Here is a 21,063-nt window from a genome sequence, read left to right as displayed (position 1 = left end):
TCATGCGCTGCCGAGCATGATCGTCATCAGTCCCTCGTCTATGGCGCCCTTCTTTTTCATTGCGCTTGACACTGGTGACGCGGATGAATTCACTTTCAGCAAGGCAGACGACTTTGCGCGTTTCCGGAGGCTTTGCTCCTGCAAGCCAGGCGAAATCGCTGTCGCATCTTGAGGCGGCACGGTCTGTCCGCTCCGGAGGGGATCATGGTGCTGCTTTGAGCGACAGGGCCCTGGCGGAGCGTTTCAGCGACGTAGTGCTGCCGCATCTCGGCGATGCGCTGGCGCTTGCCCGCTGGCTGACCGGCAATGCCGCCGACGCCGAGGATGTCGTTCAGGACGCCTGCATCAAGGCTCATGCCGGCATATCAGGCTACGCTGGCGGCAATGCCCGCGCCTGGCTGCTGACCATCGTGCGCAACACCTCCTACACCTGGATGGCGCGCAATCGGCCGCGCGCCATGATGGCCGTCGGCGACCTCGGCGATCTCGACGACATGGCGGCGGCCCACGGCACCAGCCTACCGGACGAGGACGGTCCGGAAGCGAGCCTGATCGCCAGGGCCGACACGGCGGCACTGGAGGCCGCGATCGCCGCCCTGCCGCAGCCGTTTCGCGAAACGCTGGTGCTGCGCGACATTAACGGCCTCAGCTATCGCGAGATAGCGGCCATGCTCGACGTGCCGATGGGTACGGTGATGTCCAGGCTGGCCCGCGCCCGCGGCCTGCTGGCATCCGAACTGGGGATCGCGCCATGACCAGCCATGACGACGGACTGCCCAATGATCCCGAAGGTATCAGACTGATGATCCACGCCCTTGTTGATGGCGAGCTTGATGCGGCGGCGGCCCTTGCCGTGGAGCGTCGCATCGCCGTCGATCCCCGGCTTGCCGCCGAGCATGCCCGCATCCTTGCCTTGCGAGGCGCGGTCAGCCGCTTGCCGCGCCTCGACGTGAGCGACGCCTTTCGGGCCCGCATCGCGGCGATCGGCGTGGCGGATACCGAACGGCAGGATCACGCAGAGGTGGCGCAGCCGCAGCGCGGCACGCCGCCGGCGCTGCCGGGCTTGATTGCGGGCGCTGGCGCAGGCCAGCGGCGTGAAGCCGGGACGCGTCCTTCGCTGGCGCGGAGATCGCCGAGGGCAAGCCGCTTCGGCTCGTTCGACTGGCGCGCCATGGCGGCGTCGATCATGATCAGCGCGGTGCTGGCCAGCGGCGCGACGCAATGGGTGATGTTCAACGGCGCCGAAGACGGCTTGGCGGCGGCCGTCGCCAGCGGCCATCGTCGCAGCCTGCTCGCCGCGAGCCCGATCGACATCGTTTCCTCCGACCGCCATACGGTCAAACCGTGGCTCGACGCCCGCATCGGCGTCTCGCCGCCGGCGCCGGACCTTGCCCAGGACGGTTTCGCCCTCATCGGCGGCCGGGTCGAGGTGATGTCGGGCCGGCCGGTGCCGGCACTGGTCTACCGCCACCGCGAGCACCTGATCACGCTGGTCGCCGAGCCGCAGCAGGGCGGCAAGACCACCCAGCCGGACGATCTTTCCTCCGGCGGCTTTTCGATGGTGCACTGGAGCGACGGCGCCTTCTCCTACTGGGCGATCTCCGACATGGAGCGCCCCGAACTCGACGACTTCGTCGCTCGCTTCCGCAAGGCGGCGGTATGAGTCGGAACGTGGCCGTCGGCATCTCGTCGATGGCCTGAAATCCTTGCGGCCCCGCGCGAATTCCGCTAAGGCGCGCCTTTGTCGCCGGGGAGCAGAAGCTTGGACGATCAACGCGCCGACGTCGCCATCATCATGGGCAGCCAATCCGACTGGGCGACGATGCGTCAGGCAGCGGAGACGCTGGAGGCGCTTGGTGTGCCCCACAAACGGCTGATCATTTCGGCGCACCGCACGCCCGACCGGCTCTATGAGTTCGCCAAGGGCGCCAAGGCCGCCGGCTACAAGGTCATCATCGCCGGCGCCGGCGGTGCCGCGCATCTGCCCGGCATGACGGCGGCGATGACGCCACTGCCGGTGTTCGGCGTGCCGGTGGAATCGAAGGCGCTGTCGGGCCAGGATTCGCTGCTGTCGATCGTCCAGATGCCAGCCGGCATTCCTGTGGGAACGCTGGCCATCGGCAAGGCTGGTGCGGCCAACGCGGCCCTGCTGGCCGCCGCCGTGCTGGCGCTCAACGACGACAAGCTTGCCCAGCGCCTGGATGCCTGGCGCGCCTCGCAGACCGCCAAGGTCGCGGCCGAACCGACGGATACGCCGTGAGCCTGCCCGCCGGATCGACCATCGGCATGATTGGCGGCGGCCAGCTTGGCCGCATGCTGGCAATGGCCGCCGCCCGGCTAGGCTACCGCACCATCGTGCTGGAGCCTCAACCGGATTGCCCGGCGGCACAGGTCGCCAACCGGCAGATCACGGCCGCCTATGACGACCCGTCCGCGCTTGCCCAACTGGCGGCGGCAAGCGCCGTCGTCACCTATGAGTTCGAGAACGTGCCGGTCGCCGCCGCAACCGCGCTTGCCGCCAAAGTGCCGGTCTATCCGCCGCCGCGCGCGCTTGACGTGGCGCAAGACCGGGTGAGCGAAAAGACATTCCTCAACGGCATCGGCATCGCCACCGCCGCGTTCCATCAAGTCGACACCGACGAGGAGTTGGCGGCGGCGCTGAAGGCATTCGGCGGCAGCGGCATCCTGAAGACGCGGCGAATGGGCTACGATGGCAAGGGCCAGCGCGTCTTCCGCAACATGGAAGCCGGCGGTTTCGCCGGCATCTGCGAGGCGATGGGCAATGTGCCGCTGATCCTGGAAAGCTTCGTGCGGTTCGAGCGCGAGATTTCCGTCATCGCCGCGCGAGGGCTGGACGGCACTGTCGCCGCCTACGATCCAGCCTGGAATGTGCACCGCGACGGCATTCTGCACACATCGACCTTGCCGGCCGGCGTTGCGCCGGCAACCGGGCGGGACGCGAAAGACGCGGCGACGAAAATCCTGTCGGCGCTCGACTATGTCGGCGTCCTCGGTGTCGAGTTCTTCGTACTGGCCGACGGCTCGCTGCTGGCCAACGAGATCGCCCCCCGCGTCCACAATTCCGGCCATTGGACCGAAGCCGCCTGCATCGTTTCGCAGTTCGAGCAGCATATCCGCGCCATTGCTGGCCTGCCATTGGGAAGCTCGAACCGTCATTCCGATTGCGTGATGCAGAACCTGATCGGCGACGACGTGCTGCGCGTTCCCGCCTTGCTCGCCGAGCCCGACCTGATGCTGCATCTCTACGGCAAGGCCGAGGCCCGGCCCGGTCGCAAGATGGGTCATTTCACCCGCATCAGCCGCCGGGGCTGATACCGGACACGCCTATTGCACCTCGTCGCTGTCCGCGTCGGGGCTGGCGCAACTTACATCGCCTTCCTCGCAATTGGCGGAGGCGGCGAGCTGCTTGATGCGATCATCGGTCAGCCTGGTCAGGCATTGCGAGACCTCCATCGCATGGATGGACCCGCCCTGGCTGGCGGCGGTGTTATGCGCGCATTCCGCATCCCGGAAGCTGATCCAGGCGCGTTGTGCCACCTGAAGCAATCTCTTGCCGTCGGCATCATCGGAGCCGATCAGCGCCTGATAGGTCGCATTGAGCCTGGCGTCGGCCGCCTGATATTCCTCGCCGGCACAGATATTCATCATCTGCTGGCTGTCGTCGGAGCGGTCGCATTCCTGCGCTCGGACAGCCGAGCTCGCCGCCAGGATGACGAGGCAGGCGGAGAGGGATATTCGGCGCATGGTCGTCCCCAAATCACTTGAGATAAACTGCATCATCCCAGCCGGCTCATGGCCGCGCAATGCCACGGGGCGGACATGGCGGATATTTGATGATATCAGGACATGGAGCACGCTTGCGGTTGACTTACGGTTGACATGGGCAAGTCTCCTCGTTTATGAGCCACCCACCGTTCAAAAGGCGCGTCTTCTGGCGCGCCTTAAAAATTCGACCCGGACCGGGTCCAGACCGACAGGCAAGACCATGAAGATCAAGAATTCGCTCAAGGCGTTGAAGGCGCGTCACCGCGACAACCAGCTGGTTCGCCGCAAGGGCCGCGTTTACATCATCAACAAGACCGCCCCGCGCTACAAGGCGCGCCAGGGTTGAGTTTTCGGCCGGAGGCTTTTTTCGCCTCCGCCCATGATGCTTGTCGGCCAGCCGGCCTTCCCATGCTAAAATCACTTTGATGTTCCGCCGCCCGGGATTAAACTCGGGCGATGCGGATTATTTTTGTATTCTTGACGACTTTGCTGGTTTCCGGCGTCATCTCCCTGCCGACCCAAGCCGGTGATCGGCCGATCGCGCTGGCGGCCGCGGATGGTCAGCCGGCGCCCGCCGATGCCCAGCCAGCGGCTCCGGACACTCCGGCCACGCCGATGACGAAACAGGCCCGGCTCGACAAACTGTTCTCCGAACTGAAGCGCGAGCGCAACGAAAAGTCCGCCGAGCGCATTGCCGGCAACATCTGGAACGAATGGTTCCAGTCCGGCAGCGCCTCGATCGACCTGATGATGCAGTGGTCGCAAAAGGCGATGAACGAGCAGAAGTTCGACGTCGCGCTCGATTTCCTGGACCAGGTGGTGACGTTGCAGCCAAGCTACGCCGAAGGCTGGAACCGTCGCGCCACCGTTCATTTCATGATGAAGAACTACGGCAAGTCGATGGCCGACATCGACCGCACGCTGCAGCTCGAGCCACGCCATTTCGGCGCGCTGTCGGGCCTGGCCCAGATCATGGCCGAAACCGGCCACAAGCAATCGGCGCTCGAGGCCTGGCAGAAGGTGCTGGCCATCTACCCGATGATGCGCAGCGCCCAGAACCAGGTCGCGACCCTGTCGGAAGAGCTTGCCGGCGAAGGCATTTGATAGATTAGGCGCCGGCGCTGGAGCCAGCGCTACTGCCTCACAACTTATCCCCCTGCATTCCCGTATATCCCCACATGAACCTGATCTATGCCACGCTCGCCTTCCTGATGGCGCTTGTCCTTGCCCTTGTCGGCGTCACCCGCGCCGGCTCGTGGCTGATCGAGCGCCGCGGTCCGTCGGTCGGCGCGTTCGCCGACATCAACGGTGCCCGCATCCACTATGTCCACATCCCCGCCCCAGCCAATGCGGATCTGCCGCCGATCGTCTTCATCCATGGCGCCAGCGCCAATTTGAAGGACCAGATGCTGCCACTCAGGCCGCTGCTTGAAGGCCGCGCCGAAATGCTGTTCTTCGACCGGCCTGGTTTTGGCTGGTCCGGCCGCGGTCCAGGCAACAATGAGGACCCATCGGCGCAAGCCGCAACCATCGCCGCCCTGATGGACCGTCTCGGCATCACGAAGGCAATCATCGTCGGCCATTCCTTCGGCGGCGTGGTGACGGCGGCTTTCGGCCGCGAGCATGCGGACAAGACGCTCGGCCTGGTCTTCCTGGCGCCGGCGACCCATCCCTGGCCGGGCGGCGCGACGTCCTGGTACTACGACCTGACGACCATTCCGGTGATCGGCCGGCTGTTTTCCGAGACGCTGACCTATCCGGCCGGGACGCTGCGGATGGCGGACGCCACGATCTGCGTCTTCTCACCCAACAAGGTGCCGGACAATTATCTCGCCGCAACCTCGATCCCGCTGGTGCTGCGGCCGTCGGCTTTTCGCGCCAACGCCACAGACGTTGCCGGCCTCTATCGCTATGCGCTCGGCGCCGCACCGCACTACAAAGAGATCACGGCCCCGACCGTGGTCATCTCCGGCGACCGCGACAAGGTCGTCTATGCCCGGATCCACTCCCTCGGCCTGGTGCGCGACATCCCCGGCGCCGAGCTCGTCTGGGTGCATAATCTCGGTCATAAGCCGGACTGGATCGCATCCGACCTCGTCGTCGGCGCCATCGAGAAAGTCGGCGGCGAGGATATCGATCTGGAAGCAATCGCCAGGACGGTGGAGCTACGGATTGCCGGCGACACGTATGGCGCGGGCAAATGCTCCGACATCAAAGAACCTGAAGCGGAACTCGCGCCGACCTGATGCGTGCCGTCCGAAAACGGCCATCGCAGGCCGCCATTGGGATCAGAGCGGAATGTACGTCCTGAAACACGGCATAAAGAGAAATCCGCAAAAGCGATGGGCGCTGCCGGATCGCATCTTCTTCGGTCACGGCGCATGCGCCATTCTCGCCGGCACCTTCCTCAGGCATCCGCCATTGGAGGGATTTTACGGCGAACGGATCATTCCTGACGTAGGTTTTTCAGGAAACCATATCTATGTGACGAACGGCCTGATCGCTTTCGACTATCACGGCTATTGCGCCCGAGAGCGGTTGCTCGAACACCATGAAAGAAGCTGGGCTTCGCGCAACGCCGGATGGCATTGCACGATTGCGAAAGTGGATTTCGATCTGCTCGATAAGACCGAACTCAACCGGCGAAAGATGCTCGGCCCGGATCAGTATCCGCATGACCCCATTCCTCGCGCGCGACAGTTTCTCCAGCGAAGAAACCACGCGGAAGCCGCGGCAAGAGCGCTCAGGGCTGCAACGAGGTTGGCGGCCGACTACCGGCCGGCTGTTTCCGATCCGACATAGGCGATGCGCAGCATGTTGGTCGATCCCGGAGTCCGCAGCGGCACACCGGCGGTGATGATGACCCGGTCGCCCGGCTTGCCGAAGTCTTCTTCCAGCGCAATGCGGCAGGCGCGGTTGACCATGTCGTCGAGATCGGTGGCATCGGGCGAGACGACGCAATGCGTGCCCCACAAAAGCGACAGCCGTCGCGCCGTGTTGAGGATCGGCGACAGCGCGATGATCGGCACCTGCGGACGTTCACGCGCGGCGCGCAGGCCGGTTGTGCCCGATGCCGTGTAGGTGATGATCGCAGAAAGTTTCAGCGTTTCGGCGATTTCGCGTGCGGCCAGCGAAATGGCATCGGCGCCCGTCGCTTCCGGCTCGGAGCGTTGCGCGTTGATGATGCCGGCATAGGTTGGATCGGTTTCGACCTTGGCGGCGATGCGGTTCATCATCGCCACCGCTTCGACCGGATAGGCGCCCGCCGCCGATTCCGCCGACAGCATGATCGCGTCGGCGCCTTCGAAGACGGCGATCGAAACGTCGGACACTTCGGCGCGGGTCGGCACAGGGGCCGTTATCATCGATTCCAGCATCTGCGTGGCGACCACCACCGGCTTGCCGGCGCGGCGCGCGGCGCGCGTGATCTGCTTCTGGATGCCGGGCACCGCTTCCAACGGCATTTCGACGCCGAGATCGCCGCGGGCGACCATCAGCGCGTCGGACAGTTCGATGATCTCGGCCAGCCGGGCCACGGCCTGCGGCTTTTCGATCTTGGCCATGATCAGCGCCCGGCCGCGGGCGATCTTGCGCGCTTCGGCCAGATCTTCCGGCCGCTGCACGAAGGATAGCGCGACCCAGTCGACGCCCGTGGCGAGCACCGCGTCGAGATCCTTGCGATCCTTCTCGGTCAGCGCGCCGACCGGCAGGTCGGTATCGGGCAGGCTGACGCCCTTCTTGTCGGAAATAGTAGTGCCGGCAATGACAGTGCAGACGATCGACTTGCCGTCGCTCTTTACCGCCTTCAGTTCGAGCTTGCCGTCGTCGATCAGGAGGCGATGGCCAGCCTCGACCGAGCTCAGGATTTCGGGATGCGGCAGGTAGACCCTTGTCGAGGTGCCGGGCTCGGGATTGTCGTCGAGCGTGAATGTCTGGCCCAGCGTCAAGACTTCCTTGCCATTGGCGAACTTGCCGACGCGCAGCTTCGGGCCTTGCAGGTCGGCAAGGATGCCGATCGGCCTGCCGACTTTTTCCTCGACGGCGCGGATGCGGGCGACCAGCGTGCGCATCAACTCATGATCGGTATGGCTCATATTGATGCGGAACACATCGGCGCCGGCTTCGAACAGCTTCTTCAGCATCTCCTCGGAGGAAGATGCCGGACCGATTGTGGCTAGGATCTTGACCTTGCGGCTACGTCTCATTGACTGTTCGTTCCCGGGGCGGCTGGAGCGCCTCCCGTTGCGGGCTCGTCGGTGAGCTGGACCATCCAGCTTGCCTGCTCGCCCGTGTCATATTCCTGGAATCCGGCGCGCTGGAAGCCCCGGGCGACGCAGTCGCTTACGCCGGCAATCCTGAACTCTTTTTCAGCCACGCACATGTTGATCGGGCCGTCCCAGCGTCCACCGCGCTCGGCGTCTTCTGCATAAAGATAGTAAAACCTTGATGACAGCGGCCCTTCGATCAACGTCTTGCAGCTCGATCCCTCGATGTGCCACCAGCCCTCGGTGATCCAGCCGGCCTTGGCCCGGTAGCCGATTCCGACGCCGACCAGGTTCTGCGTGGCGTTGCAGACGCGGAAGTCGGCGCGCGCCGGCGAAGCTGTGACCATCGCGGACAATCCCACGGCGAGCGTCAGGAGCGGCATGGCTAAGGCAAGGCGCGCGCGCTGCCCGCCGGCGGAAGCCATCCTAAAACCCCTCAAGAACCACATCAGCATCTCTCTGCGCCCCTTTTCGGAAAAGTCCGGGCGCATGTCAACGCGCCGTTTTGACCAATTCCAATCGATTTAGGAAGGCTCCCGGCGCGCGACCGTCGCCCGGTGCCAGATTTTCCGGGAAACCTTGGCTAAACAACGGCATTGCGCAGAGGTCGTCTTCATGGAATGACGATAGCATCCTCCCCGAAGGCCAGCGAACGACCATTTTCCGCCAATGACCCGATCCACAGTTTTCGCGCCCTTCGACATTGTCGAGGGCGACCGCAAGCGAGGCATCGTGCTTCTGGCCGATCATGCCCGCCGCGACCTGCCGGAAGAGTATGGCAGCCTGGGGCTGCCCGCGGCCGAATTCGACCGCCATATCGCCTATGACATTGGCGTCGAAGCGGTGACGCGTGAACTAGCCGCCCTGCTCGGTGCGCCGGCGGTGCTTGCCAATTTCTCGCGGCTGCTGATCGATCCCAACCGAGGCGAGGACGATCCAACACTCATTCGCCAGCTTTACGACGGCACCCTCATTCCGGGAAATTATCCCCTGGCGCAGGAGGAACGCGAAAGGCGGCTCGATCGCTTCTACCGCCCTTATCACGACGCGGTCGGCGCCGTGATTGCGTCGGTCGCGCAAGCTTCCGGGCAAGCACCTTTCATCTTCTCGGTGCATTCCTTCACCCCTGCCATGCAGGGCAAGCAACGTCCGTGGCATGTCGGTATCCTTTGGGACAAGGACGATCGGGTGGCGCGACCGCTGATCGATATGCTGGCTGAGGACAAGGAACTCGTCGTCGGCGACAATGAGCCCTATGACGGCGCTTTGCGCGGCGACACCATGTTCAGGCACGCCATTGTCAATGGCTATGCCCACGCGCTGATCGAAATCCGCCAGGATCTGATAGCGGACCAGAAGGGCATTCTCGCCTGGGCCGGGCGGCTCTCACCGATCGTTGACGCGATCGACCACCGTCCCGATATACATGCGGTGAAGATGTTCGGCTCGCGCACCGGGCCGCTATGACGGAGGTTTCGGATGACCGAACTCAGCGACGAACAGAAGCGCGACTTCGAGGCCGCCGCCTTTCGGCGACTGGTCGAGCACTTGCGTGAACGGGGCGACGTGCAGAACATCGATCTGATGAACCTCGCCGGCTTCTGCCGCAACTGCCTCTCGAACTGGTACCGCGAAGCAGCCAATGCCGAAGGCGTCGAGCTCGGCAAGGACCAATCGCGCGAGATCGTCTACGGGATGCCCTATGCGCAGTGGCAGGCGCTCAACCAGACAGAGGCTTCGGATGCCAAGAAGGCGGAATTCGAAGCGCGGCGCCCCAAGGATCACTGAGTCCGTTTGGCCCAAATGCTTTCCCATTAACAGCGCTTGACTGAAAATTGAATCGATCTAATTTGCCGCGCATAGCCATTTTCTGACCGGATTCGTCCCATGAACGCTTCGAACCCCATGCAGACTGCCATTCGCGGGCGATGGGCCGTGGCGGCCATTTTCCTCGCCAATGGTTTCCTGACCGGCAGCTGGGCGCCGCAGATTCCTGTCTTCCTGACCCGGTTGGACATCTCGAAATTCACGCTCGGCCTGCTGATCCTATTGTTCGGCGCCGGCGCGGTCACCGCCATGACATGGTGCGGCCACCTGATCTCCAAACATGGCTCGCGCACCGTGCTGCGCTGGTTCGGCCTCTGCGGCAGCCTCGGCCTGCTGGTCGTGGCGCTGGCCCCCAACGTGCCGCTGGCAGCCATCGCCATGTTCATCTTCGGCGGCTCCATCGGCGGCATGGATGTCGCCATGAATGCCAATGCGGTGGTGGTGGAACGGCGGCTAGGGCGCGCCATCATGTCATCGTCGCACGGCTTCTGGAGCCTCGGCGGTTTCGCCGGCGGCGCCCTTGGCGGCTACGCCATCCAGACTTATGGCCACCTCGCCCATGCCGCGGTGGTGACCGCGCTTGCCTTCGCGGCAATCGCGGCGGCGGTGCCCCACATCGTGGCCGAAAACAAACCGCAGGCGACCGAGCATCATAAATTCGCTCTGCCGGCAAATCCATTGGTCTACCTGATCGGCCTGATGGCCCTGCTGACGATGATTTCAGAGGGCGCGGTGCTCGATTGGGCGGCGCTGTACCTGCGGCAGGAACTCGGCGCCGACCTCGCCGTCGCCGGTCTTGCCTACGCCGCCTTTTCCGGGGTCATGGCGATCATGCGCTTTTTCGGGGATGGCGTCCGCAACCGCTTCGGCGCGGTGATGACACTGCGCGGCTCGGCCATCGTCGCGGCCGCCGGAATGCTGATCGCCGGCCTGTCGCCCTCGCCTTGGCTCGCCATCGCAGCCTTTGCGCTTTGCGGCTTCGGCATCGCCAACATGGTGCCGATCATCTTTTCCGCCGGCGGCAACCAGGAGGGCATGTCGTCGGGCACCGGCATGAGCGTCGTCACCACCATGGGCTATTCCGGCATTCTGGTGGCGCCGTCGGCGATCGGCTTCGTCGCCGAACATTCCAGCTTCGGGCCGATCTTCATCGCCATGTCGGTGCTGCTGATCGTCGTCTTGCTGATGGCGGGTCTCGCTCACCGCGCCGAATTCGCTCCCGACGTCGCACCAGCCGAATAACGTTTCAATTCCTCATGGAGAAAGTCGGCCACGCGGCGGATGCGCACGCTGCTGCGCACGTCGCGATGCATCGCCAGCCATACCGGCAGCTCGGGCAGCGTCAGGCCGGGCAGCACCTTCTCCACCAGCGGATCGCGATCGGCCAGCGGCTCCTGGCCAAGACCAATGCCGTTTCCCGTCCGCACCGCCTCCCACAGGACCATTTGGCTGTCGGCCCTGAAGCGGAAGCTGCTTCGGCTGACCGGAATGCCTAATTGCGTAAAGCCCCGGATCATCTCGTCGCTGCGATCGAAGCCGATCAAGGGATGATCGACGAGATCGGCCGGCCCGAGCGGACGGCCGCGCCGGTCGAGATAGGCAATGGCCGCGCAGGCGCAGAGTGCGATATCGCAGACCTTGCGCGCCACCAGTTCGTTCTGCGCCGGCTTGACCATGCGGATGGCAATGTCGGCATCCCGGCGCAGCAGGTTTTCGACCTGGTTCGAGGCAACGATCTCGACCTCGATGCCGGGTTCCTCGATGCCGAGTCGCGCCATCATTTCGGGCAGCACATAGGCAGCCACCACTTCGCTGGCGGCGATGCGCACAGTGCCTTCGATGGCCTCGACCGAACCCAGCGCCAGCCGTGAAAAGGCACTGGCCTGTTCGCTGACCGTTTTTCCGCGCTCGAACAACGTGGCCCCTGCTTCCGTCAGCGCATAACCGCTTCGCCCACGCCGGAACAGGGTAACGCCGAGCGCATGTTCCAGTTCGGTGATGTGACGGCCAAGCGTCGGCTGGCTGGCCGACAGCTTTCGCGCGGCGGCCGACAAGCTGCCGGTTTCCGCGACCGTGACGAAGCTCTTGATCAGGTTCCAATCGATGTCAGTCATTCAATAGTGAATATCAAGAGTGCATCCATAGTCAATTTCAATTCATGCGTGAGGCACGCATATTCACCCTGCAACAGCAATACGAATTGCAACCACTAACCAGGAGATCTCAGAAATGACCAGGATCGCAATTCTCGGCGCCAATGGCCGGCTCGGCCGCGTGGTCGCCAAGGCTTTCATCGATGCCGGCTTCGATGTCCGCGCCGTTACCCGCACCGGCAACGTACCGGCCGAACTCAAGGGCGCCACGGCGGTTGCCGGCGATGCGCTGGACCGTCAATCGCTGATCCAGGCCACCGAAGGGGTGGATATCATCTTCAACGGCCTGAACCCGATCTACACCGATTGGGGCAAATGCCTGCCGATGGCTGAAAATGTCATGGCCGCCTGCCACGCCAACAACGCGCTGCATCTCTTCCCCGGCACGGTCTATAATTACGGCTCGCCCATGCCGGCGGTGATATCGGAAGACACGCCGTTCCATCCGACGACCGAGAAGGGTCGCATTCGCTGTGCCATGGAGGATCTGTTCCGCCGTGAGGCCGAGGCCGGTCGGGTGCGCACCATTGTTCTGCGGGCCGGCGACTTCTTCGGCGGCACTGGCAGTGGCTCCTGGTTCGACCTTGTCGTCGCCGCCAAGATCAACAAGGGCATCTACACCGCGCCCGGCCCGGCCGACCTCGTGCATGAATGGGCCTATCTGCCCGATTTCGCCGTAGGTTTCGTGGCGCTGGCCAGGACCCTGGACAAACTCGGCTCCTATGAAGCGCTGAACTTTCCCGGCCACGCGGTCACCGACCTGCAGATCAAGGCGGCCGCCGAGAAGGCGGTTGGCTATCAGCTCAAGATGACTTCGATGCCCTGGTGGGTGCTGCGTGCCGGCAGCCCGTTCGTGGCGATGTGGCGCGAGATCGTTTCGATGTCCTACCTGCGCTTCGAACCGCACCAGCTGGCTTCGACGCGGCTGGAAGGCATCATCGGCGAAATCCCGCATACGCCGCTCGATCAGGCCGTGAACAAAGCCTTGCAGGATATCGGCATCGCCGTCGCGCCCGCCCGTCGCCAGGCCGCCTGATCGAGCTTGCTCGCCAGATGAGAACGGCTGGGCTCAGTAAGGGTCCGGCGGTGATAGTTGTCGTCAGATCCTTCCCAGCACAAGCAGGATCAGCACCACGACCAGGATGACGCCGACAATGCCCGATGGTCCGTAGCCCCAGGAGCGGGAATGCGGCCATGCCGGCACCGCGCCGATCAGGATCAGGATCAGGATGATAACGAGAAGTGTGCTGATGGCCATTTTGAGCCCTCGCCGTCTGGTTGCATTCCAGGGAACAATGCGAAAGGCCGTCCGGTTGTTCCCGGACGGCCTTTGTTGCTCGGGCTTGCGAAACGCTCTATTCCGCGGCCTTCGGGAAGCTGACCGCCGGCTCGGCGCCGACATCTGCCAAAGGTCCTTGGGACGAGATCTCGCCCTTGCCGCGCCGGAAGAGACGGCTGATTAAGCCGCGCCGCGCGCCGGGCTTGACCTTGGCGCGGGTGAAAACCATCAGCATCGACGGCGTCACCACCAGCGTCAGAATGGTGGCGAAGGACAGGCCGAAGACGATCGCCGAGGACAGCGAAATCCACCATTGCGTCGACGGCGCATTGATCGTCGTCTCGTGATGGAAGATTTCGAGCCCAAGGCCGAAGGCGATCGGCAGCACGCCGAGAATCGCCGACACCGCCGTCAGCACAACCGGTCGCGCACGCTCGCGGCAGGTCTGCAGCACCGCGTCCATCTTGTCCCAGCCCTCCTCGCGCAGCCGGTCGTAGGTGTCGATTAACACGATGTTGTTGTTCACCACCACGCCGGCCAGCGCGATGACGCCAATGCCGGACATGACAATGCCGAACGTCTCGCCTGTGATAAGCAGTCCGAGGAACACGCCGATTGTCGCCATGACCACGCAGGACAGCACCAGCCATACGCTGGTGAATTTGTTGAACTGCGCGAGCAGCACCAGGAAGATCAGGAAGATCGCCGCGCCGAAGGCCTTGCTGAGGAAGGCGCTGGCTTCCGCGCTGTCCTCATTCGATCCGGCGAGCTTCCAGCGTATTCCGCTGCCCAGATTCATATCGGTGACGGCCTGGGTGACCTCCTGCTGCACGACAGCGACTTGGCTGCCGGCCGTGACGTTGGCCTGCACCACCACGGTGCGGGCGCCGTCGATGCGGTTGAGGATGCCGACCGTCGGCTCGGGTTTGCGCACGACGAAGTTCGAGATCGGCACCGACCCTTGCGAGGTCTGCACCCTGAGCTCGTCCAGCGTCGACAGCGTGCGCCGGTCTTCCGGAAGACGCAGGCGGATGTCGACGGCATCGTCGGCGCCAGCGGGCCGGTATTCGGAAAGCTTCAGTCCGTTCGTCACCAGCTGCACCACGGTGCCGACGGAAGTCGGGCTGATACCGTATTGCGCGGCCTTGGCGCGGTCGACCTCGAGAGCCCAGTCGACGCCAGGCGGCGGCAGGCCATCGGAAATATCGATGACGCCCGGCACCTTGGCGATACGCGCAGCCACGGCGCGCGCCTTGTCGTCGAGGCCGGTTGGATCGACGGCCGAGAGCCTGATCTGGATCGGCTTGCCGGTTGGCGGACCGGCTTCCGGCACGCGCACCTCGACGTCGACCCCGGGAATGCCAGCCATCACGCCGCGCAGATCGCTTAGTATCTGGTTCGCGGACTTGCGTTCGCGCCAGTCGATGAATTCGTACTGGATGACGCCGACGACGTCCTCGGGCACATCCTGGCCGCCGCCCTGCGTCTTGCCGACGCGGGTGTAGACCGACTTCACGCCGGGCCAGCCGAGCAATCGGTTTTCGGCGATCTTGGTCGCCGTATCCATTTCGGCCAGCGAAAGGTTGCCGCGGGCATGCACGTAAAGCAGGCCATAGTCGGGTTCGACGCTAGGGAAGAATTCGACGCCGGCACCGTACTTTGAATAGCCCACGAAAATACCCGTCAGCAAGACGACGGTGAGCACGATCACGGTGATGGGAAAGCGCACCGCTTGCTTGACGACAGCCATGTACCAGCCGTCGCGATTGCCATCCTCGTGATGCTGCGGCGCCTTGGCGAATATGGCGCCCAGCGTCGGCGCGAAAACCAGCGCATAGAGCATCGAGGCCGACAGCGTGACGATTAGCGTGATCGGCATGTACTTCATGAAATCGCCGATGATCCCGGGCCAGAACAGGAGCGGCGAGAAGGCGGCGATACGCGTCATCGTGGCTGCGATGACCGGGCCGGCCATGCGCTTGGCGGCGAGCGCGAAGGCTTCCTGCTTCGGCATGCCCTCGCTCATCCGTCGTTCGGCGAACTCGGTGACGATGATGGCGTCGTCGACCAGCATGCCGACCGCCAGAATAAGGCTGAACAACACGATCATGTTGATCGTGTAGCCCATCATGGCAAGCAGCAGGATACCGATCAGGAAGGACGACGGAATGGCAAGGCCAATCAGCAGCGAGGCCCGGCCGGACAGCGCGTAGAGGATGACGATGAACACCAGGATGACGGCGATCATCACGTGGTTCTGCAAGTCGCCCAACAGCTGGTTGACGAAGACGGACTTGTCCTGCGTGTAGGTGACGTGCATGCCCTCGGGCATCGTCTTGACGAAAGCGTCGGACACCTCCCTGACCTTGGTTAGCGTGTCGATCAGATTGGCGCCGATGCGCTTCTTGACTTCGATGGCGATGGCCGGCTTGCCGTTGAGGCGCGTGATTGTCGTCGCGTCGGCGAAGGTCGAGCGTATCGTCGCGATGTCCTTGGCCTGCACCACGGCATTGGGCCCGGCGACCACGGGCAGTGCCGCCACATCCTCCGGTGTCTCGATCAGCGACGGCACCTTGACGGCATATTTGCCTTCCGAGCCCTCGATATTGCCGGCGGCGACCAGGCTGTTGGAAGCACCGACAGCGCCGATCAGCTGGTCGAGCTGCAGGCCATAGGACGACAGCTTCATCGGATCGATGACGACTTCGACCAGATCGTCGCGCGAGCCCTGCAACGAGCCTTCGAGCACGCCGGGCACTTCCTCGATGCGATCACGCAGTTCACGGGCCGCGGCCGTCAAAACGCGCTCCGGCAATTCGCCGGAAAGCGTGACGACGAGCACCGGGAATTCCGAGATGTTGACCTCGGTGACGACAGGCTCCTCGGCCGCCTGCGGCAGGTCGGCCTTGCCGTCCTGCACCTTGGAGCGCGTATCCTGCAGCGCCGTCGCAAGGTTCGTCTGCGGCTGGAACTCGACCAGAACGTAGCCGCCGCCCTGGAAGGCGGCCGAACGCATCTCCTTGAGGCCCTTCAGGCTTTTCAACTTGCTTTCCATCGGCCGCAGCAGAAGACGCTCGGAATCCTCCGGTGAAATGCCTTGATAGATCAGACTGACATACATCATCGGAATCGGAACGTCGGGTTCCGCTTCCTTCGGTGTCGACTGATAGGCGACCCAGCCTGCAATCAGCAGGAAGACCAGGACCGAGATGGTCAGGCGGGCATTGTTGATTGCGAGTCTGACGATATCCATGACTTATGCCTGCTGTTGCTTTCGGGAGTGGCGAACGGACATGCTGTCGCCGGACAGGGTCCGGCGCCGGCGCCCACGCGCTACTGCGTCCCGGCGGTGGCTTCGCCGATCAGCTTTTTGATGGTCGCCTGATCGGCCTCGACCGGATGGACCTCGTCGCCTTCCTTCACCAGTTCCTGGCCGGCAACGATGATGCGCGCATCGGCCGGGATGCCGCCAAGCACGAGACCGGTCGGCGTATCGTCGACCAGATCGATCGGAAAGAACGCCACCTTGTTGTCCTTGCCGACGGCGCGGATGCCGAGATCGCCCTTGTCGCCCAGCGTCACCACCGAGCGCGGCAAAAGCACCGCGTCGGTCGGCAACGCGCTGAGCTGGATTTCGGCCGTCATGCCGGCCGGCACCGAGCCATCGGCATTGGGGATGGCAATCTCGACACGGAACGTGCGGGTCGCCGACGAGGCGTCTCGGCTGATATAGCGCACGGTGCCTTCGACGGTCTGGCCGCTGACCAGCCGAACGCTGGCCTTGTCGCCGATCTTGAGATAGCCGAGGTCGCGCTCGCTGATTTCGCCGCGCGCGATCACCGGGTCGAGCTTGAGGATCGTCGCCACCTCGCCGCCCTGCATGACGGAGCTGCCGAGTTCCACCGGCACCCGGTCGATGACGCCGTCGAACGGCGCCTTCACTTCGTTGCGGTCGAGCTCGGCCTGCGCGGTATCCAACTGGGACTGCGCCTGGGTCAGGTTGGAACGGGCGGTGTCGAGCTGCAGCTTCGGCAAATTGCCTGTCTTGGCCAGCCGCTCGGCGGCATCGAGTTCGGCGTTGCGCTGCGCGACAAGCTGCTTGGCATTGTCGACCATCGAGATCTTTTCCTCGGCGGCGAGCATCAGCACCAGGTCGCCGGTCTTGACGTGGTCGCCCTGCTTGACCGGCAGCTTGTCGATGACGCCGGCGACGCGGGTTGCCAGCACCGCGCGCTTGTCGGCTTCGGTCAGCCCGGAAATGCGGATGGCGCGCGCATAGGTCTTGCGCGGCGGCGTCACCACGGCGACGGTACGCAGCGGGGCCTTCGGTTCGGCTTCCGCCGTCTTCGGCTTGCTCGCGTCCGGCCTATTGCCCTGCTCGACTTCGGCTGCCTTGGCCTTGTTCGCCGCTACGCTGCCGACCGACGAGAACTCGCCCGTCGCCATCCACGCCGCGAAACCGATGAGCACAACAATGGCTGCAAGCTTGTGAAACCTGATTTTAGGCATCGTCATTTTTCCACTACGGGTCGGCCAGCACCGCGTCTGATGACGCGGGCGCGTCGCCGATATGGGTGCGCGCTTGACCGTGTTCAAATTGCCGTGATCGGCGAGCGCGCTTCTACATCAAAGTTGCATCGCAATATAGTCCCAAAGTTGCAGCAGCATTGCGTAGCCGAACAAGGTTGGGCCGTCATGAAACGGTCCTTCGTGACTTGCCAGGCTACTTGGTGAAGCCGGCCGCCGGTTCACGATCCGGCTCTGAAATGTCGACCGCTGGGGACCCGCCCGGCTCGCCATAGGCCCGTCCGGCCGTCTCCGAACTACAGCCGCGATCCGCATCGCGTCGCTGATCGAAGTGCAGGCACGAACCCGCGATCCGCGTCAGCGCGATCGGCGACGGGGCGATGGCCGAGACACCACCAACACGGGCCAAAGGGCTGGAATCGCTCGGAAAAGAGGCATGGCAATCGCTCAGATCAGGCTCGCCCCCGCCAACGCACCGACGTCGAGCCAGATGCTGAAAATACCAATGGTGCCGCATTATCACATCCTGGACCATCGCGTCCCGATACGCGCGACATAGGGCCCGGCGCGAGACAGGTGCGGGAACACCGGGTGTATTTCGTCCCAATCGCAATTCTGTATCGAGCATCGCACCCGACCCCTTCGAACGTCTCCCGGCCGGCGCCATCTGACCGTGAGTGGCAGCAGGCGTCAGCATGATGACGGCTCTTCCGCACGCCAAGGTTGCTGTCACGCCAGCAGCGCTGGACACGCGCTGCTCCGGAGACCCGCCATGCTGCCGGCGACACTGCCGTGGAGCCAGCCGGCGGGCTCAGGCCCGACGGCGCTCCGCCTCCGGGTTCTTGCGCGCTGCAAGAAACTCCTTGACCCGGCGGCCCGGTGCTGGACCGCGGACCGGCTTGAAACCGTCGTCGAGTTCGCCCGAGAGATCGAGCGTGGCATGCTTGCCGACGGCGTCGTAGTTCTCCTCCAACCAGTCGCTGGCGGCGGTGCGGCCGAGATCTCTGAGATAGGTCAGGAACGCCCATTCGGCATTGACCTTGGACGAAGCCGACAGATCCTTGAACGCCTCGTCGGCATCGATGCGGTGCATGCGGATGTCCCGGTATTCGCCATGCGGCAGACGCCGGGCGGCGATCAGTTCCTTGACGAAGGCGATCGAGCGGAATTCGCGCAGCAGCCCGGCATTGAAGGTGATCTCGTCGATGCGGTTCTGAATCTCGTTGGCGCTTTTTGGTGTTCCCTCGCGCACCACCGGGTTGATCTGCACCAGAAGCACGTCCTCGGTCGCCGCCGTCTTGAAGAACGGATAGAGCGCCGGGTTGCCGCCATAGCCGCCATCCCAATAGGGCACGCCCTTGATCTCGACAGCACGGAACAGTTGCGGCAGGCAGGCCGAGGCCATTACTGCGTCGAGATCGATCTCGCCATCGGAAAACACTCGCAACTGCCCTGTCTCGACATTGGTGGCGGAGATGAACAGTTCCATCGACTTGCAGGCATGGACATTCCCGAAATCGATCTCCCGCGCGACCACGTCGCGCAGCGGATTGAGGCCGAGCGGGTTGGCGACATAGGGCGAGAATACCCGCGACATGGTGTCGAAGAAGACATAGCCCGGCGTGTTCTCGATAGACCAATTGCCCCAGGCGACATCCCAGGGCATGCGTTGCACGGGGCTGAACCGTCCCTTCGCGGCCACCGCGTGCCAGAAATCGTCCAGCTTCCTGCGCGCGCCCTCGACCCCGCCCCTGACAAAACCGTCAGCCAGCGCCACCGCGTTCATCGCGCCGGCACTGGTACCGGACACCGCCGATATCTCCAGCCTGTCATCCTCCAGCAACCGGTCGAGCACGCCCCAGGAAAAGGCGCCATGCGAGCCGCCACCCTGGAGAGCGATGTTGATCTTCTTCTTTTCCTCCACCTTGCCGTTCTTCGTCATGGCGTTTCTGTCATCCTGATACGCCGGCCCGCCCCTACGTCATTCGAAGGAAGCAGCTATCGCCAGCTTATGTTGCAGTGCAGCATATAAGAATGGATCAAGGCAAGAACACGAACACGGTCGCGTGATCACATGAAATTTCGGTCATGCGAAAGGCCAATCCGCTGCATGGGAGAAACCGCAGCTTTCGAAACGGGCATGAAGCCCGGTAAATGGGAGCTAGGCGACGAGGTCCGGCACAGGCCCGATATAGCGTGACTGCGGACGGATCAGCCTTCCGGTGGTCTGCTGCTCGCGCGCATGCGCGACCCATCCGGCAACACGCCCGGCTGCGAAGACATTGCTGAACGCCTCGGGCGGAAACCCTGCCGCTTCCAGCACCAGAGCGGTGTAAAATTCGACATTGGTCTGCAACGAACGCTGCGGCTTAGCAGTCCGAAGCACGTCGAGCGCGGCTTGCTCGACCGTCTCGGCGAAAGCCAGCCGCCTGCCGGTGTCACCCTCACCGCCAAGCGTGCGCACCACCGCTTTCAGGACATCGGCACGCGGATCGCGCACGCGGTAGATGCGGTGACCGAAGCCCATGATGCGTTCGCCATGCGCGATCTCGTCGCGCAGCCAGCCGGCCGCATCGCCATGCGCGGCGATGGCGTCGAGCATGTCGATGACCGGGCCGGGCGCGCCGCCATGCAGCGGCCCCTTGAGCGCGCCAAGCCCGGCCAGCACCGACGATGTCAGGCCGGCCAGGGTCGAAGCGACGACGCGGGTGGCGAAGGTCGAGGCATTGAGGCCATGATCGCAAACGGTCACCAGATAGGTGTCGAGCGCCTTTGCCGATGCCGGCGACGGGACCGTTCCCCTGAGCATCCTCAACATGTCGGTGGCATGGTNTCGCCGCGCCGCGGGCGCAGCAGGGCCGGCGTCAGCACCGCGGGCGCAGCGATCAGCCGCAAGGCGTCGGCCAGCGTTTCGCCATCCGGCAGCAAAGCCATGCCGGCGCGCATGGCGCTGTAGAGTTCGAGCGGCGCCAGCAGGGGCAGCGAAGGCGCGAGCCGGTCGAAAACCTCGACGCGTGCCTCGCCCAACCGTGCCGCCAGTACGGCGTCACCGGGCAGATCGTCGAAGAAGCCGCCCAGCAGCAGGCGGACGACCCGGGCGTAACTCCATCGTCCAGCCAAGTCCCCAAGCGAATGGCCTCGGATCGTCAGGCGGCCGCCCAGGCCATCCACGTCGGACAGCACGGTTTCGGCCGCCACCACATCATCGAGCCCATTCGCCATGGCC

The 21,063-nt window shown here is 64.1% G+C and carries 21 protein-coding genes and 1 pseudogene; 13 read left to right on the top strand and 9 right to left on the bottom strand.

What is annotated here, in order from left to right; translation table 11 throughout:
* Positions 1–215 precede the first annotated feature (215 nt).
* From X742_RS146960 to X742_RS146975, 4 genes are all read left to right on the top strand, one after another.
* Positions 216–755, top strand: a complete 540-nt coding sequence (locus tag X742_RS146960) for a sigma-70 family RNA polymerase sigma factor (RefSeq protein ID WP_023773948.1) — start codon at positions 216–218, stop codon at positions 753–755.
* Positions 752–1,663, top strand: a complete 912-nt coding sequence (locus X742_RS146965) for an anti-sigma factor (RefSeq protein WP_023773947.1) — start codon at positions 752–754, stop codon at positions 1,661–1,663. Before X742_RS146960 ends, X742_RS146965 begins: the two co-directional genes overlap by 4 nt.
* Before the next feature lie 99 nt (positions 1,664–1,762).
* Positions 1,763–2,260, top strand: a complete 498-nt coding sequence (purE, locus tag X742_RS146970) for a 5-(carboxyamino)imidazole ribonucleotide mutase (RefSeq protein ID WP_023773946.1) — start codon at positions 1,763–1,765, stop codon at positions 2,258–2,260.
* Positions 2,257–3,333, top strand: coding sequence for a 5-(carboxyamino)imidazole ribonucleotide synthase (locus X742_RS146975; protein WP_023773945.1), 1,077 nt, complete (start codon positions 2,257–2,259; stop codon positions 3,331–3,333). Before purE ends, X742_RS146975 begins: the two co-directional genes overlap by 4 nt.
* A gap of 12 nt (positions 3,334–3,345) precedes the next feature.
* On the opposite strand, the gene X742_RS146980 is transcribed toward X742_RS146975, so the two are convergent.
* Positions 3,346–3,765 (bottom strand): lysozyme inhibitor LprI family protein, encoded by a 420-nt coding sequence (locus tag X742_RS146980; RefSeq protein WP_023773944.1) that lies wholly within the window; start codon positions 3,763–3,765, stop codon positions 3,346–3,348.
* A 241-nt stretch (positions 3,766–4,006) separates the two neighbouring features.
* Here X742_RS146980 and ykgO point away from each other — a divergent pair, with 241 nt between their 5' ends.
* The 4 genes from ykgO (at position 4,007) to X742_RS147000 (ending at position 6,588) form a co-directional block, all read left to right on the top strand.
* The gene (ykgO, locus tag X742_RS146985; RefSeq protein WP_006327841.1) at positions 4,007–4,132 is read left to right on the top strand and encodes a type B 50S ribosomal protein L36; all 126 of its coding nucleotides are present in this window, start codon (positions 4,007–4,009) and stop codon (positions 4,130–4,132) included.
* A 110-nt stretch (positions 4,133–4,242) separates the two neighbouring features.
* Positions 4,243–4,890 (top strand): hypothetical protein, encoded by a 648-nt coding sequence (locus X742_RS146990; protein ID WP_023773943.1) that lies wholly within the window; start codon positions 4,243–4,245, stop codon positions 4,888–4,890.
* A gap of 74 nt (positions 4,891–4,964) precedes the next feature.
* The gene (locus X742_RS146995) at positions 4,965–6,032 is read left to right on the top strand and encodes an alpha/beta hydrolase (protein ID WP_023773942.1); all 1,068 of its coding nucleotides are present in this window, start codon (positions 4,965–4,967) and stop codon (positions 6,030–6,032) included.
* Positions 6,033–6,084: 52 nt separating this feature from the next.
* Positions 6,085–6,588 (top strand): hypothetical protein, encoded by a 504-nt coding sequence (locus X742_RS147000; protein ID WP_023773941.1) that lies wholly within the window; start codon positions 6,085–6,087, stop codon positions 6,586–6,588.
* Here the strand turns inward: X742_RS147000 and pyk are convergent.
* Together pyk and X742_RS147010 are read right to left on the bottom strand one after the other, a co-directional pair.
* A complete protein-coding gene (gene pyk / locus X742_RS147005) occupies positions 6,558–7,991 on the bottom strand; it encodes a pyruvate kinase (RefSeq protein WP_023773940.1) in 1,434 nt (477 codons plus the stop codon). The genes X742_RS147000 and pyk overlap by 31 nt on opposite strands.
* Positions 7,988–8,506, bottom strand: a complete 519-nt coding sequence (locus X742_RS147010) for a DUF1036 domain-containing protein (protein WP_198019230.1) — start codon at positions 8,504–8,506, stop codon at positions 7,988–7,990. The genes pyk and X742_RS147010 overlap by 4 nt, the downstream gene beginning before the upstream one ends.
* Before the next feature lie 214 nt (positions 8,507–8,720).
* Between X742_RS147010 and X742_RS147015 the strand changes: the two genes are divergently transcribed.
* The 3 genes from X742_RS147015 (at position 8,721) to X742_RS147025 (ending at position 11,120) form a co-directional block, all read left to right on the top strand.
* Positions 8,721–9,518 (top strand): N-formylglutamate amidohydrolase, encoded by a 798-nt coding sequence (locus tag X742_RS147015; RefSeq protein WP_023773938.1) that lies wholly within the window; start codon positions 8,721–8,723, stop codon positions 9,516–9,518.
* 12 nt (positions 9,519–9,530) lie between these two features.
* Positions 9,531–9,839, top strand: coding sequence for a DUF1244 domain-containing protein (locus X742_RS147020; protein WP_023773937.1), 309 nt, complete (start codon positions 9,531–9,533; stop codon positions 9,837–9,839).
* Positions 9,840–9,938: 99 nt separating this feature from the next.
* Positions 9,939–11,120: an MFS transporter gene (locus tag X742_RS147025; protein ID WP_023773936.1), complete on the top strand. Its 1,182-nt coding sequence runs from the start codon at positions 9,939–9,941 to the stop codon at positions 11,118–11,120.
* Here the strand turns inward: X742_RS147025 and X742_RS147030 are convergent.
* Positions 11,078–11,992 carry a LysR family transcriptional regulator gene (locus X742_RS147030; RefSeq protein WP_023773935.1) on the bottom strand — a complete coding sequence of 305 codons (915 nt, stop codon included), beginning with the start codon at positions 11,990–11,992 and terminating at the stop codon, positions 11,078–11,080. The genes X742_RS147025 and X742_RS147030 overlap by 43 nt on opposite strands.
* A gap of 115 nt (positions 11,993–12,107) precedes the next feature.
* Between X742_RS147030 and X742_RS147035 the strand changes: the two genes are divergently transcribed.
* Complete coding sequence (locus tag X742_RS147035) at positions 12,108–13,067, top strand: SDR family oxidoreductase (RefSeq protein WP_023773934.1); 960 nt, start codon at positions 12,108–12,110, stop codon at positions 13,065–13,067.
* Between the two features lie 63 nt (positions 13,068–13,130).
* Here X742_RS147035 and X742_RS1000000172875 read toward each other — a convergent pair whose 3' ends face one another.
* The 3 genes from X742_RS1000000172875 to X742_RS147045 form a co-directional block, all read right to left on the bottom strand.
* A complete protein-coding gene (locus tag X742_RS1000000172875) occupies positions 13,131–13,289 on the bottom strand; it encodes a DUF3309 family protein (RefSeq protein ID WP_023773933.1) in 159 nt (52 codons plus the stop codon).
* A 97-nt stretch (positions 13,290–13,386) separates the two neighbouring features.
* Positions 13,387–16,563 (bottom strand): efflux RND transporter permease subunit, encoded by a 3,177-nt coding sequence (locus tag X742_RS147040; RefSeq protein WP_023773932.1) that lies wholly within the window; start codon positions 16,561–16,563, stop codon positions 13,387–13,389.
* Between the two features lie 80 nt (positions 16,564–16,643).
* The gene (locus X742_RS147045) at positions 16,644–17,819 is read right to left on the bottom strand and encodes an efflux RND transporter periplasmic adaptor subunit (protein ID WP_023773931.1); all 1,176 of its coding nucleotides are present in this window, start codon (positions 17,817–17,819) and stop codon (positions 16,644–16,646) included.
* Between the two features lie 454 nt (positions 17,820–18,273).
* On the opposite strand from X742_RS147045, the gene X742_RS1000000176595 reads away from it, so the two are divergent.
* Entirely contained in the window at positions 18,274–18,396 is a 123-nt protein-coding gene (locus X742_RS1000000176595; protein ID WP_023784811.1) for a hypothetical protein, read from the top strand.
* 252 nt (positions 18,397–18,648) lie between these two features.
* On the opposite strand, the gene X742_RS147055 is transcribed toward X742_RS1000000176595, so the two are convergent.
* A complete protein-coding gene (locus X742_RS147055; RefSeq protein ID WP_023773929.1) occupies positions 18,649–19,779 on the bottom strand; it encodes a patatin-like phospholipase family protein in 1,131 nt (376 codons plus the stop codon).
* A 219-nt stretch (positions 19,780–19,998) separates the two neighbouring features.
* Positions 19,999–21,059: pseudogene (locus X742_RS01000000170450) on the bottom strand (citrate synthase/methylcitrate synthase).
* Positions 21,060–21,063: the final 4 nt, after the last annotated feature.

It is taken from the genome of Mesorhizobium sp. LNHC229A00 (assembly GCF_000502415.1).
In the GTDB taxonomy this organism is placed as follows: domain Bacteria; phylum Pseudomonadota; class Alphaproteobacteria; order Rhizobiales; family Rhizobiaceae; genus Mesorhizobium.
Note: the sequence above shows the minus strand (reverse complement) of the source record. Positions and strands in the feature narration are given on the sequence as shown.